The sequence below is a fragment of the Ferrimonas sediminum genome (genome assembly GCF_900100175.1).
Lineage (GTDB): Bacteria > Pseudomonadota > Gammaproteobacteria > Enterobacterales > Shewanellaceae > Ferrimonas > Ferrimonas sediminum.
The window spans coordinates 25,433-39,225 of sequence record NZ_FNEM01000020.1 but is presented as its reverse complement, the minus strand read 5'-3'; the positions used below and the strand labels follow the sequence as shown (position 1 = coordinate 39,225).

12 protein-coding genes are annotated in these 13,793 nt (G+C 61.6%); 8 read left to right on the top strand and 4 right to left on the bottom strand.

The genetic code is table 11. The features are described 5' to 3' along the window. Positions 1–56: 56 nt before the first annotated feature. Positions 57–1,109 (bottom strand): polysaccharide deacetylase family protein, encoded by a 1,053-nt coding sequence (locus BLT77_RS17420; protein ID WP_090367786.1) that lies wholly within the window; start codon positions 1,107–1,109, stop codon positions 57–59. Between the two features lie 19 nt (positions 1,110–1,128). Here BLT77_RS17420 and dinF point away from each other — a divergent pair, with 19 nt between their 5' ends. Then, positions 1,129–2,466, top strand: coding sequence for an MATE family efflux transporter DinF (gene dinF, locus BLT77_RS17415; protein ID WP_090367785.1), 1,338 nt, complete (start codon positions 1,129–1,131; stop codon positions 2,464–2,466). A 55-nt stretch (positions 2,467–2,521) separates the two neighbouring features. On the opposite strand, the gene nfuA is transcribed toward dinF, so the two are convergent. After that, entirely contained in the window at positions 2,522–3,100 is a 579-nt protein-coding gene (gene nfuA, locus BLT77_RS17410; RefSeq protein WP_090367783.1) for a Fe-S biogenesis protein NfuA, read from the bottom strand. A gap of 214 nt (positions 3,101–3,314) precedes the next feature. Here nfuA and BLT77_RS17405 point away from each other — a divergent pair, with 214 nt between their 5' ends. Continuing rightward, positions 3,315–5,768 carry a M14 family zinc carboxypeptidase gene (locus BLT77_RS17405; protein ID WP_176819369.1) on the top strand — a complete coding sequence of 818 codons (2,454 nt, stop codon included), beginning with the start codon at positions 3,315–3,317 and terminating at the stop codon, positions 5,766–5,768. 20 nt (positions 5,769–5,788) lie between these two features. On the opposite strand, the gene BLT77_RS17400 is transcribed toward BLT77_RS17405, so the two are convergent. After that, positions 5,789–6,517: a ComFC family protein gene (locus BLT77_RS17400; RefSeq protein ID WP_090367779.1), complete on the bottom strand. Its 729-nt coding sequence runs from the start codon at positions 6,515–6,517 to the stop codon at positions 5,789–5,791. Between BLT77_RS17400 and bioH the strand changes: the two genes are divergently transcribed. Then, on the top strand, positions 6,516–7,316 hold the full coding sequence (gene bioH / locus BLT77_RS17395) for a pimeloyl-ACP methyl ester esterase BioH (protein WP_090367777.1): 801 nt from the start codon (positions 6,516–6,518) through the stop codon (positions 7,314–7,316). The two genes, BLT77_RS17400 and bioH, sit on opposite strands and share 2 nt — an antisense overlap. A 57-nt stretch (positions 7,317–7,373) precedes the next feature. Beyond that, positions 7,374–7,838, top strand: a complete 465-nt coding sequence (locus tag BLT77_RS17390; RefSeq protein ID WP_143026675.1) for a hypothetical protein — start codon at positions 7,374–7,376, stop codon at positions 7,836–7,838. Here the strand turns inward: BLT77_RS17390 and BLT77_RS17385 are convergent. Continuing rightward, positions 7,828–10,155: a Tex family protein gene (locus tag BLT77_RS17385; RefSeq protein ID WP_090367773.1), complete on the bottom strand. Its 2,328-nt coding sequence runs from the start codon at positions 10,153–10,155 to the stop codon at positions 7,828–7,830. The genes BLT77_RS17390 and BLT77_RS17385 overlap by 11 nt on opposite strands. A gap of 159 nt (positions 10,156–10,314) precedes the next feature. On the opposite strand from BLT77_RS17385, the gene greB reads away from it, so the two are divergent. Genes greB through BLT77_RS17365 form a run of 4 tightly spaced genes read left to right on the top strand, consistent with a single transcriptional unit; the run spans position 10,315 to position 13,657 of the window. Next, positions 10,315–10,797 carry a transcription elongation factor GreB gene (gene greB, locus BLT77_RS17380; protein ID WP_090367771.1) on the top strand — a complete coding sequence of 161 codons (483 nt, stop codon included), beginning with the start codon at positions 10,315–10,317 and terminating at the stop codon, positions 10,795–10,797. A gap of 11 nt (positions 10,798–10,808) precedes the next feature. Beyond that, a complete protein-coding gene (gene ompR, locus BLT77_RS17375) occupies positions 10,809–11,534 on the top strand; it encodes an osmolarity response regulator transcription factor OmpR (protein WP_028112663.1) in 726 nt (241 codons plus the stop codon). 9 nt (positions 11,535–11,543) lie between these two features. Beyond that, complete coding sequence (gene envZ, locus BLT77_RS17370) at positions 11,544–12,845, top strand: two-component system sensor histidine kinase EnvZ (protein WP_090367769.1); 1,302 nt, start codon at positions 11,544–11,546, stop codon at positions 12,843–12,845. After that, entirely contained in the window at positions 12,830–13,657 is an 828-nt protein-coding gene (locus BLT77_RS17365; protein WP_143026674.1) for an SdiA-regulated/phytase-like domain-containing protein, read from the top strand. The genes envZ and BLT77_RS17365 overlap by 16 nt, the downstream gene beginning before the upstream one ends. Positions 13,658–13,793: the final 136 nt, after the last annotated feature.

Genomic DNA, 13,793 nt, shown 5'->3' with positions numbered 1-13,793 from the left:
AACCGCGCCTGCAACACTGAGGTAGCAGCCCCCGACCGGGGGCCGCTGTAACCGGATTACTCTTCAGGCCAGCTGCCGTCGGCCCGGGCCTGGACCCAGGGCTGGGAGAACCAGTAGTAGCCGCCGCTGGTTTTGCTGGGGGCGGTGCAGTTGTAACGGGAGCGGCCCGCCGGTAACGGCAGGTCGGCCTGAATACTGAAGCTGTGGTCGTTGAGCCAGGTGGGTGCCTTACCCCCCTGCCCCTGGATGTAACACATCAACGCATCAGTGCGGACGTCGTCACCGTCCAGGGTGACGGTCAGAGTCGGCCGATCCCGATCCACCAACTGGGATTCCTCACCCTCCAACCCGGTTACCGGCATATTGAGGCTGTGCAGTTTCACTTTCAGGGCCGACATGTCGGCATAGGGGCCGGCCACCGGATAGCGGGGAATGGCGGTCAGGCTGCTGTAAGGGCCGGCGGCACCGGAGTGCTGGCCGATACCGACGTAGTCCATGCTAGCCAGACGGGCTCTCAGGGCCTGATTGAATTCACCATAGGGGTAGGCCAGTTGGCGGACGCTGTAGCCGATCTCCCTTTCGATGGCGGCTTCGGTCTGACGAATGTCGGCTTCGATGCGATCCAGCCAGACGGCTTGTGTTTCACCGTCAAGGCGACGAATCAGGTGATCGTGGGCGTAGCTGTGATTGGCGATGGTCGCCCCGTCCCGGGACAGCGCCCGCAGTGCGTTCCAGTCCAGCATCTCGCCATAATTCTGCTCGATGGGCGCGACACTGACAAACAGGGTGTAGGGAAACCGGTGCCGGCGCAGAATGGGGTGGGCGTTGTCGGCCACATTCTGATAGCCGTCATCGAAGGTGATGGCCACGGTTTTGGGTGGCAGAACCCGCCGCTGGCGCACGGCATCGATGACGTCATTCAGGGGCACCACGTTAAAGTCGTTGTCTGCCAGGTACGCCATCTGTTCAGCAAACTGCGTCGGAGTGACGCTGGTGCTGGCAGGGGTATCTTCGCTAACATGGTGATACTGCAGTATTACGCTGGCCAGACTTGGCCATGCACAGAAAAGACCTGCCACAATAGCCAGTCTTACTACATTACGATTCATATTAAGGTTCCAAGTTTCGATGACGATTCCCGCCGTGCTGACTCAGCGCCAGGCCCACAAGCGCACCTTTGCGCTGGCCTGGCCGATGATCTTATCCAACATCACTATCCCGCTGCTGGGGCTGGTGGATACGGCGGTGATCGGTCACCTCGATGAGGCCTATTACCTTGGAGGTGTGGCCGTCGGGTCCATGATTATAACCTTTCTGATGTGGATGCTGGGATTTTTACGCATGGGCACCACGGCACTGGTGGCTCAGGGTCATGGAGCCGATGACATTCAGGCCCAGCTACGGGTGTTGGGGCAGGGGTTGATACTGGCGCTGGGGCTGGCATCGGCACTGCTGGTACTGCAGTGGCCGATTCTCCATTGGGGTCTGCCCCTGGCGGGTGGCAGCGACCAGGTGCAGCTGTATGCCAGCCAGTATTTTCAGATTCGAATCTGGGGCGCTCCGGCGGCCCTGATCAATCTGGTGTTGCTGGGGTTTCTGCTGGGGCGGGGGCAGCCCAAGGTGGCGATGTGGCAGTTGATTCTGGGCAACAGCCTCAACATCGGTCTGGATCTGCTGTTTGTGATGGGCTTTGGCTGGGGCGTTCCAGGGGCCGCCTGGGCCAGCCTGTGCGCCGAATACGGCACCATGGCGCTGGCGGCGTATCTGGTGTGGCGGGTGCTGGTGGCCAATCGGGTCGAACGTCTGCCTTGGTCATTGAATGGCCTCAGCCGCTTGGTGCGCCTGAACCGGGACATCTTCCTGCGCACCCTGTGCCTGCAGCTGTGCCTGAGTTTTGTCACCATCATGGGCGCGCGCCTGGGTGACGTGGTGGTGGCTGGCAACGCGGTGCTGATGAACTTCATGTTGGTGATGGCGTACGCGCTGGACGGCTTTGCCTACAGTGCCGAAGTGGAGGTGGGCCGGGCCTGGGGCCGGGTCGACCGGCGCCGGTTTGTGGATGCGGTGACCCTGGGCTGGTTCTGGTCGGGCCTAACGGCATTGGGCTTTGCCGCCGCCTTTGCGGTTGGGGGCGACGGACTGATTCGATTGCTGACGGATCTGCCGCCGGTGCAGGCACACGCGCAGACCTATCTGCCCTGGGTCGTGGTGCTGCCAATGATGGCGTTTAGCTGTTTTCTGTTTGATGGGGTTTACATCGGTGCGGCTCAGGGCGCCCAGATGCGCAACGCCATGCTGGTGTCGGCGCTGGGGTTTTTCCTGTTGTGGTGGTTGACCCGGGACTGGGGCAATCACGGTTTATGGCTGGCACTGAACGGCTTTATGGCGCTGCGGGGCATCACCCTGGCCTGGCACTACCACCGCTATCTCAAGCCCGAGGCACTGAGGCCGGTGCGCGGCAGCTAGGCCTTCAGAAACGACCACGCCCGGCTGTGCCGGGCGTGGAGATCAACGCGGGCTCTTAATAGAAAGAGTGCTCGCCGTGCTGATGTTCGGTTACGTCCTTAACGGCAGTCAGTTCGTTGGCAAAAGCTTCCAACAGCTGCTTTTCGATGCCGTCTTTCAGAGTGACATCCACCATGGAACAGCCGTTACAGCCGCCGCCAAACTGAATTACGGCAACGCCGTCGTCCGTCAGCTCCACCAGGGTGATGTAACCCCCGTGGCTGGCCAGCTGCGGGTTTACCTGCGACTGGATCACGTAATCCAGGCGCTCCTTCAGCGGGGCGTCGTCAGCGACCTTACGCATCTTGGCGTTGGGGGCCTTCAGAGTCAGCTGGGAGCCCAGTTGATCGGTGACGTAGTCGATCAGCGCCTCTTCCAGAAACGGAATGCTTTTGGCGTCAACCAGGGCGTCGAAGCCATTAAATGGCAGAGTGGTGTCATCCTCTTCCACCGCATCGGATGGGCAGTAAGATACGCCGCATTCCGCCTGGGGGGTGCCGGGGTTGATGACGAAAACTCGAATATTGGTGCCTTCCGGCTGCTGCTCGAGCAACTTCTTGAAGTGGCTCTGGGCGGCTTCGGTAATGGTGATCATAACTGCTCTCTACTGCGGTTAATGCCTGACTAATAAAGTCGGTTATCTGCATCATAACCCGACGGGGGAGCGGATTATAGCCCCTTATGGCGATCCGGGTCACGCTTTGGCTGGATTGCGTTCAGTGTGACTGATAGCATGTTTTTACTAAATAACAACAATAAGTTCACGGAAGATGCGCGTTTTTCTTTTAGCTTTCAGTCTGATATCCGCAATGGCCCTGGCGTCGGTCGATCCACTGTTGCCACAGCAGGAGACCTATCTGCCAACCCTGCCGACGCCGACTCAGCAGTTTGGCCATCCCATCGGTGAACGCCATCTACGATACGATCAGGTGCTGACCTATTTTCAGACACTGGCCCGTCAATCGCCCCGTGTCAGTTTGGAGTCCGCCGGTGTCAGCCACCAGGGCCGCCAGCAGATTGCGGCGGTCATCACCTCTGAAGCCAATCAGCAACGGCTGCCGCAGATCCTGGCCGACCGGGCCCGGGTCAGCGAAGGAGATCGGGTCGGCGGCCCCACTGTGGTGTGGCTGGCCTACAGCATTCACGGTGATGAGGCCAGTGGTCTGCATGCCGGGACGCTGTTTGCCTATTACCTGGCGGCGTCGCAATCGCCCCGGGTGCAGCGTTGGCTGCAGGAGATGGTGATTCTGATTACTCCCAGCCAGAATCCGGACGGTAACGACCGCTTTGCCAACTGGGTCAATGGATTTACCGGCAGCCAGCTCAATGGCAGCAATTGGCACCGGGAGCATTTCCAGGCTTGGCCCAGTGGCCGGGTCAACCACTTCCTGGCGGATCTGAACCGGGATTGGTTGTATCTGCGTCACCCGGAGAGTCGTGGCCGGGTGGCGGTGTTTCAGCGCTGGCAGCCCCATGTGGTGGGTGACTATCACGAGATGGGCCACAACAGCAGCTACTTCTTCCAACCCGGAGTGCCCAGCCGCACTCACCCGCTGACACCGGCCCAGAACCAGTCGTTGACCTCGGCGCTGGGGCGTTATCACGCCGAGGCGCTGGACGCACTGGGCCAACCCTACTTCTCCCGTGAGTCTTTCGACGACTTCTATTACGGCAAAGGCTCGACCTATCCGGACATCAATGGCGGCGTCGGCATTCTGTTTGAGCAGGCATCGGTACGGGGTCATCTGCGGGACACCGAGTACGGCCAGCGCAGCTTTCGGGACGCCATCCGTAACCAGCTGGCCACCTCATTCTCCACCGTCCTGGGCAGTTTCGAGCAGGGGAAGGCGCTGCAGCAGTATCAACGGGATTTCTTTGTCCGCTCCTTCGAGCAGGGGCAGGATCGCAGTGGCGCCGGGTTGCTGGTGAGCAGCGGTGGCGATCGGGGCCGACTGCAGGCGCTGACCGTGATCCTGTCGGCCCACCGGGTCGAGTTCCAGTATCTGGCCAACTCGGTGACCAGCAGGGGTGTTAGCTACCCTCGGGGCAGTGTCTACATTCCGTTCGCCCAGTCCCGATACGCCCTGGTGGCGGCGCTGTTTGACCGACGCACCCAGTTTGCCGACAACACCTTCTACGACGTGTCTGCCTTTGGGGTCGATCTGGCGTTCAATCTGGATGTGATCACCCTGAAGCGGCGTCCCAAGGTGGTCAGTCAGCCGCCTCAACCGGCGGCCGGGGCCATCGAGCCGGCACTGGCCTGGATCCTGGATTGGAATCAGCGCCGGGCACCGGCGGCACTGGCTTATCTGCTGTCCCGGCAGATTAAGGTGCGTTTTGCCGAAGTGGCGGGCCGTCTGCAGGGGCGCGACGGTGAGATTGAGGTGCAGCCCGGCACCCTGCTGATGGCCGGTAACCAGCCTGGCATTGAGGCGGCACTGACCACCCTGATCCACTCCTATGGCCTGTCGCCTCAGGCGGTGGCCCGGGGCCAGGCACTGACCGGGCCGGATCTGGGCAGTCGCAAATTCCGGCCTGCCTCCGTGGCCAGGCCGCTGATTCTGGTGGGGCGTAACGTCAGCCAGTATGAAGTAGGGCAGTTGTGGAGCTATCTGGACCAGCAAGTGGGGGTGGCTGCCACCCTGATCGATGCCGAGTACGCCGAGCGGGTGCCCATGGAGGAGTTTACCCACCTGTTTCTGGTGGATGGCCGCTATCGACAGATGACCCCGGCCATTGAGGCCCGGATTCAACGTTTTGTGCGCCAGGGCGGCGTGTTGGTGGCCTGGCAGGGTGGTGCTCGGGAGGTGGCCGACTGGAATCTGGTGGACGTCAGCATCATGGGACGGCGGCAGCTGGAGAATGAGTTCGAGGACCATCCGATTCAGTTTGCCGAGCGTCATCAGGAGGATGCCAGGCGGACCATTGGCGGGGCCATTGTCGATTGGCGCCTGGATACCAGCCATCCCCTTGGCTTTGGGTTAACTGAGACCTTGCCGATGATGAAGGATCGGGAGATGGTGCTGCAGCTGGCGGGCGGCCAGGCCTACCAGGTGGCCCGTTACGCCGATCGACCGTTGCTGTCCGGCTTTATGGCACCGGAGTACCAGTCCTCCGTGGGGGGCCAGGCCAGCGCAGTGGTGGCCCGTAAGGACAAAGGGGCGGTGGTACTGCTGGCGGACAACCCGCTGTTTCGAAATTTCTGGCTGGGCTCGGAGCGGTTGGTGGCCAACAGCCTGTATCTGGTGCCAGCCCTGAATTGAGTCCGGTGTGCGAATGATGGCTAGCGGCTGACGCGTTGAATGGCACTGGCCAGGGTCCAGTACTGGCTGACGGCGATGCCCTGTTTTCCCAGGCTGGCGGCCAGTATGGCCAGGGTGGTGCCGGTGGTGATGATGTCATCCACCAGCGCCACCTGGGTAATGTCGGAGTTGGCCTGAATCCGGTAGGCGTCACCCAGGTTGCGACGGCGTTCGCGGCCGCTGAGGGCGTGTTGGGGTGGGGTGGCTTTCACCTTGGCTGCCAGGGTTTCGGCGTGGGGCACGCCCAGTCGTTGCGACAGTGCCCGGGCTATCAGGTGGGCATGATTGAAGCCCTGCTGCTGCAGCCGTGTGCGGTGCATGGGCACCGATACCAGGGCTTGGGGCCAGCCGATGATACCCTGGGAGTGATAAAACCGGATCTGCTGTGCCAGATGATCCACCATGGGGGCAACCAGCCCCCATTGTTGCTGGGTTTTGATCAGGGCGGCACACCGCCCCGCCGGCCGGTGGTAGTGAAAGGCGCTGATCACCGGTCGCCAGCGTTTGCGGCTCAGGCAGTGGCCACAACGATGGGGCGGTGTCTGGAACAGGGGCTTATGGCAGTGCAGACACACCTGCTCCAGCAGCCCATCACTGCAGCAGGTATCACATAACCCCTGGCCTTGATGCAGGGGTTGCTGGCACAGGTAGCAGCGGTTGGGTAGACTGGCCGCCACCAGCCGTTCCAGAGTCTGATAGAGAATTGACATGCCATTAAGCCTAGCCGACCCCGCACCATTAAGCCTGACCTGGCAGGGGCAGGGCCATCCCATCGTATTGCTGCACGGATGGGGCATGAATGCGGCGGTATTCGCGCCGTTCGCCGAGTTGCTGGCTGAGCAGGGCTTTCGGGTCGGGCTGCTGGATCTGCCCGGCTTTGGCGACAGCGCTCCTCTGAGGGATGGCCTGACGGTTGCCGGTATGGCGGCGGCAGTGACCCACACCCTGAACGACCAGCTGTCGGCGCCTTGCACCCTGCTGGGGTGGTCCATGGGGGGCCTGGTGGCCACCGAGGTGGCCCGGCAACAGCAGGCGCGGGTGTCGCATCTGGTGACCCTGGCCAGCAGCCCCTGCTTCGAGCAGCGGCCACAGTGGCCCGGCATTAAGCCGGAGGTGCTGGCGGGCTTTGCCGCCGCCCTGGAGTTGGACTTTGACGGCACTCTGGAGCGTTTTGTGGCCCTGCAGGCCATGGGTAGCCGCAGTGCCCGCCAGGATACCCGTTTGATTCGCGAGGCGCTGTCGAAGGCGCAGCGCCCGGATGAGGCGGCGTTGCGACAGGGGTTGGCGGTGCTGCAGCAGGCGGATCAGCGCTCGCTACTGGCCCAGTTGCCCACGCCCTGGTTACGCCTCTACGGTCGCCTAGACGCGCTGGTGCCAGCCTCCGGGATTCAGTTGGTCGACGCCCTGGCACCGGAGTCGGTGTCTGTGATCCTGCCTAAAGCCGCCCATGCCCCGTTCATCTCCCATCCGCAAGAGACCCTGGCAGCACTGCAGCAGTTTCATCGTTAACGACGGATTTTTTTACTTTTCTTTGGGATTGGAGAATAATTAACCAGGAGAGGAGGGGTGATGTTCCTGGTATCCAACTACCCGCAAGTGCCCATAGTCACGACCAACCCTGCTACCGATGATGTTCGGCAGCAGGAGCTGGCCCGTGCGCCTGTGGTGCCGCCGCGGGAAGCGGACAAGTCGGCGTCGGAGCGGGCGCTGGATCCGGAACACGATCGCATCAACCAACAGAAAAGCGGCAAACTGAAACGGCGTCACTCGGATGAGGACTCATCCGGAGAGGAGGGGCAGCAACAGCACCCGTCCCAGTCCCGGCCGCAGTTTGAAATCTGGCGCCCCCCCACTTTTGCCCGTCCCGGCGTCAGCCGTCAGGGCGGTGATGGCAGCGGCCCCAGAGTCGATGCCCACCCGGCAGCTCACTTGAATGACACTGACTATCAGCGCTTTACCCGTGTCATCAAGCGATTCTATACCCAGGTGGCACAGCCTGCCGAACCGTCGGCCTTTCAGGTTAACGCTTAGCCTTGGCAAAGGCATCGGCAAAGGCGTTGCCCATGGCGCCGGCCGGCGAAGATGACGGACGCGGTTTGGCGTTGCCGCTTCGTGACGCCCCTGAAGCACTGCGTTTGTCCTGAGGGCGGCCCTTGGCTTTGCTGGCCTGGCCCGGCTCGTCATCCAGACGCATTGACAGGCCGATGCGCTTGCGTTCGATGTCCACCTCCATCACCTTCACCCGCACCACATCGCCGGTTTTCACCACCTTGCGTGGGTCGTCCACAAACTGATGGGACAGGGCCGAAATGTGCACCAGGCCATCCTGATGGACGCCGATGTCCACAAAGGCGCCGAAGTGGGTCACGTTGGTGACCACGCCCTGCAGCACCATTGCCGGTTGCAGGTCTTTAAGGGTCTCGACGCCATCGGCAAACTGGGCAGTCTCAAACTGGCCGCGAGGATCCCGCCCTGGCTTATCCAGCTCGGCCAGCACGTCGGTGACGGTGGGGATACCAAACTGGTCGTCGGCAAACTGGGTCGCCGACAGACTGTTGAGAACCTGGCTGTTGCCCAGCAAGGCGTCCAGAGGCTTGCCGCACTGGCGGCTGATGCGCTCAACCAGAGGGTAGGCTTCCGGGTGCACCCCGGAGCTGTCCAGCGGGTTGCGACCCTGGTTGATGCGAAGGAAGCCGGCACTTTGCTCAAACGCCTTGGGCCCCAGCCGCGGCACCTTGAGCAATTGCTTGCGCTCGGCAAAGGTGCCGTGTTGATCCCGGTAGCTGACCAGGTTGTGGGCCAGGGTCTGGCTTAATCCGGCTACCCGGGTCAGCAGGGCGGCCGAGGCGGTATTGACGTCGACGCCCACGGCGTTGACACAGTCCTCCACCACGGCATCCAGGGAGCGGGCCAACTGGGTCTGGCTGACGTCATGCTGATACTGGCCCACGCCGATGGACTGAGGGTCGATCTTCACCAGCTCGGCCAGAGGATCCTGCAACCGACGGGCGATGGAGACGGCGCCGCGCAGGGACACATCCAGTTCCGGAAACTCTTTGGCGGCGGTTTCGGAGGCGGAGTAGACCGAGGCGCCGGCTTCGCTGACCATCACCTTCTCCAGTTTCAGCTCCGGATGACGCTGCTTGAGATCCGCCGCCAGCTTGTCGGTTTCCCGCGAGGCGGTGCCGTTGCCGATGGCCACCAGTTCAACCCCATGGGCCTTGGCCAGTTTGGCCAGGGTCTGAATCGAGGCGTCCCACTGATTGCGGGGCGCATGGGGGTAGATGGTGTCGGTAGCCAGCAGTTTGCCGGTGTGATCCACCACCACCACTTTGACGCCGGTGCGCAGTCCGGGATCCAGGCCCAGGGTGGTTCGGGGCCCGGCCGGGGCGGCCATCAGCAGGTCACCCAGGTTGTCGGCGAACACCTTGATGGCGTCGGCTTCCGCCCGTTCCCGCATCTGCCCCAGCAGTTCGGTTTCCATCTGCAGGCTGAGTTTGACCTTCCAGGTCCACTGCACCACGCTCTTGAGCCAGGCGTCTGCCGGCTGATTGCCCAGTTTCAGATTGAGGCGCTCGGCGATGATGCTTTCACACTGGCTGTGTTTCTGGCCGGGTTCCGCTTGCGGATCCGCGTTCAAGTTCAGGGTCAGCACGCCTTCGTTCCGGCCGCGCAGCATCGCCAGAGCTCGGTGGGACGGAATGCGCTTAAAGGCCTCGTCGTGTTCGAAGTAGTCGCGGAACTTGGCACCGGCCTGCTCCTGGCCCGGGCTGACCCGGACCTCCATCTGTGCCTGTTGATTCATGTGCTCGCGCACTGCGGCGATCACCTCGGCCTGTTCGGCAAAGCGCTCCATCAGAATGGCGCGGGCGCCGTCCAGGGCGGCCTTGTTGGTATCGATGCCGGCGTCGACATTGAGGTAGCCGCTGGCGGCCAGCTCCGGATCCAGCTGCCGCTGGTTCAGCAGCGCATCCGCCAGCGGTTCCAGCCCGGCTTCTTTGGCGATCTGCCCCTTGGTGCGACGTTTGGGCTTGTAGGGCAGATACAGATCTTCCAGTTCGGTTTTGCTGTCGGCGGCGCGGATCTTTGTAAGCAGAGTTGTATCCAGCTTGCCTTGTTGGTCGATGCTTTGCAGAATCGTTTCACGGCGTGCATCCAGTTCCCGCAAGTAATTCAGACGGCTATGCAGTTGCCGTAGCTGGGTATCATCCAGACCGCCGGTCACCTCTTTGCGGTAACGGGCGACGAAGGGCACGGTAGCACCGTCGTCCAGAAGGGCGATGGTGGCGTCCACCTGTTGAGTACGAACCTGGAGTTCCTGGGCGAGTCGTTGAGCGATGGTCTGCATAGCGAGTCAAATGGCCTTTGTCTGGTGTAGGTTGGAAATAATAACCGACTGGCACCATAGCACACCCGGCAGGAATGTTGAGTCAGATTGAGGCGCAAAGGCTCAGGGGTTGATATCATTATAGTTCCTCGGATTGACCCGTTAAGAAATTGAAGCCAAATGAAAAAAGCCAATTTGATTACCCGTGAAGGCTGGAATCTTCTGGAGCAGGAGTTGAAGTACCTGTGGAAAGAGGAGCGCCCCAGGGTGACTCAGGCCGTACAGGAAGCGGCGGCGCTGGGGGATCGGTCTGAAAATGCCGAATACATCTACGGCAAAAAGCGTCTGCGGGAGATTGACCGCCGGGTGCGGTTTCTGTCCAAGCGGATGGAGGTGCTGCGCATTGTCGAGCCCGACGCCCGCCAGGAGGGCCGGGTGTTCTTCGGCGCCTGGGTGGAGCTGGAGTCCGAGGCCGGAGAGCACAGTCGTTACCAACTGGTGGGGCCGGATGAATTTAATGTCAGCGAGGGCAAGGTGAGTATCGACTCTCCGCTGGCCAGAGCCCTGTTGGGCAAGCAGGTGGACGACGAGGTGATCGTTGCCACACCTGAGGGCGAACAGGTGTACTATATCAACGAGATACGCTATCGAGCAGCGGATTAAGGGAGAGGCGAATGAATCAGGAAACCTCCAAGGTACTGGTGGTGGACGACGACCTGCGGTTGCGTGGGTTGATCGAACGTTATCTGGGTGAGCAGGGTTATCAGGTGCGGGCGGCGGCCAACGCCGAACAGATGGACCGCCTACTGGAGCGGGAGAATTTCCACCTGCTGGTGCTGGACCTGATGTTGCCCGGTGAGGACGGCCTCAGTATCTGTCGTCGTCTGCGCCAGTCCAATAACGAGATTCCCATCGTGATGCTGACCGCCAAAGGCGACGAGGTGGATCGGATCATCGGCCTGGAGCTGGGGGCCGATGACTATCTGCCGAAGCCCTTTAACCCTCGCGAGCTGCTGGCACGCATCAAAGCGGTGCTGCGTCGTCGTCCCGGTGAACTGCCCGGCGCCCCGTCCCAGCAGGAGCAGGAGGTGGTGTTTGGTGACTACCGCCTCAATCTGGCGACCCGGGAGATGTTTAAAGGCGATGAGGTGATCCCGCTGACCTCCGGCGAATTTGCGGTGCTCAAGGTGCTGGTGTCCCACCCCAGAGAGCCCATGAGCCGGGATAAGCTGATGAATCAGGCCCGGGGCCGGGATTACAGCGCCCTGGAGCGTTCCATCGATGTCCAGGTGTCGCGCCTGCGCCGGTTAATCGAGGACGACCCCAGTAACCCAAGGTACATTCAGACCGTCTGGGGCCTGGGCTACGTGTTTGTCCCCGATGGCAGTTCGGCTAAGTAGCGCCGGCTGATGTTGTCGCGACTGCTGCCCCGCAGCAATTTTGGCCAGACGGTGCTGCTGATTGGCTGCCTGCTGTTGATCAACCAGTTGGTGTCCTACGTGTCGATGTCGATCTACGTCATTCGGCCGTCGACTCAGCAGATCAACCAGTTGCTGGCGCGCCAGGTGGAGCTGCTGTTTCGCGACCTGGAGCTGGATCGCACCCGGCTGACGGTGGTGGATGCGCTGCGGGATAAGCTGGAAGATGACGATTACATGGAGGTGTTCACCCAGCCGGAGGCGCGTAAAAACGGCCTGAGCATGGCCCGGCGTTACTACGTGCTGTCGGATCAGATGTCCCATTACCTGGGGGGTGATGCCGAAGTGCGAATCTCCGCCGGTGAGCAGTTCCTGATCTGGATTCGTCCACCTCAGGCCCCGTCGGTGTGGCTGCGGGTGCCCCTGACCGGTTTCGATGAATCCAAAATCTCCCCCCTGACCATCTACCTGATGGTGATCGGTGCCCTGTCGGTGGCCGGCGGCTGGTGGTTCGCCCGCCAGCAGAGCCGTCCCCTGAGGCGGCTGCAGCGGGCGGCACTGGCGGTGTCGAGAGGGAAATTCCCGGACCCCTTACCGTTAAAGGGCCCGGCGGAGGTGGTGGCGGTAATTCAGGCCTTTAACCAGATGTCCCGCTCCATGAAGCAGCTGGAGACCGACAGGCAACTGTTGCTGGCAGGGGTGTCCCACGACCTGAGAACCCCGCTGACCCGCATTCGCCTCGCCAGTGAGATGATGGGGGATCAGGACAGCTTCCTGAAAGAGGGCATCGAGCATGACATCGATGACATGAACCAGATCATCGATCAGTTCATCGAGTTTGTGCGCGGTAACCCGGCGGAGGAGCTGACCGAACACAGCCTGGATCAGCTGCTGCAGGAAGCGGCGGTGCAGGAGAGTCTGCGCCATACCGAGGTGAAGCTGGAGCTGGGACAGGTGCCGGCGATTCCTCTGCCGCTGGTGGCGATGAAACGGGTGTTGGCCAACCTGATTGAAAACGGGATCCGCTATGGCGGCGGTGACCTGAAACTGAGTTCCGGTTTTGATGACCAGTGGGTGTGGTTTTCCGTGGCCGATAATGGCCCGGGCATTCCGCCTCAGAAGATCGAGGCGTTGTTTGAACCCTTTACCCAGGGAGATACGGCGCGGGGGTCGGTGGGGTCCGGATTGGGCCTGGCGATCGTAAAACGTGTAGTGGATGGCGAAGGAGGCCGGGTGGAACTGGCCAACCGCAGCCACGGAGGATTGAAGGCAACAGTATGGTTACCTCGTTAATGCTGGCCGCCGCCCTGGCGGCGCCGCATCCACCGCAACTGCGGCCGTTGCCGCCGGTGCTGGATGAGATCTCCGGCATCGCCTGGGACGGCCGCCAGTTGTGGGCCCACAACGACAGCGGCGACAGCGCCCGGCTGTTTCGTTTCTCCGCGCAGGGGGAACCCCTGGGGCAGGTGCGCTTCAGTGGCGTTCGAGCGCGGGATTGGGAGGATGTGGCCAGTGACGGTGAGCACTTGTTTGTGGCGGACTGCGGCAACAATCGCGGCAATCGTGAGGATTTGACCATCTATCGGACGCCGATTCCCGAGGGGGAGGGGCCGGTCAGCGCGGTGCCGATCCAGTTCAGCTTCGCCGAACAGACCGACTTCAGCCGCAAGGGCTACACCCACAACTTTGATTGCGAAGCCCTGGTGGCCACCAAGGAGTCGTTGTGGGTGTTTTCCAAGAACTGGGGCAACGGCCGTTCACGGGTGTACAAGTTGCCTAAAATCCCCGGCAGCTACCGGGTCGAGGCGCAGCAGTCTTTGCCGGTGTGGGGTTACATCAGCGCCGCCGACTGGCAGCCTCAAACCGGTAAGCTGGCTTTGTTGGGTTACCGAGGTGGGCTGAATTTCAACGCCTTTGTATGGATTGCCGATCTGACCGAGCAGGGGGTGGACTGGGAGCATGCAAAAGAGTACCAGCCGGTCGGGGATGGCCAATGGGAAGCGTTGACCTGGATCTCGCCGGACACTTTGTTGCTGGGCAAAGAGTCCAGTGACGTCAGTGACGCCGGCTGGCAACTGTGGCAACCACCGAAAGCGACAGAGTGAACCTCTGGAGATAATAAAGGGCACCCATCGGTGCCCTTTTTTGTGGCTGAGAATCGAGATTATTCATTTGCGTGACACTCTGTTGGCACCGTAAGTCAGTGACCATTGCGGTTGCAGTCAGCGGTTCGGTTTCGAA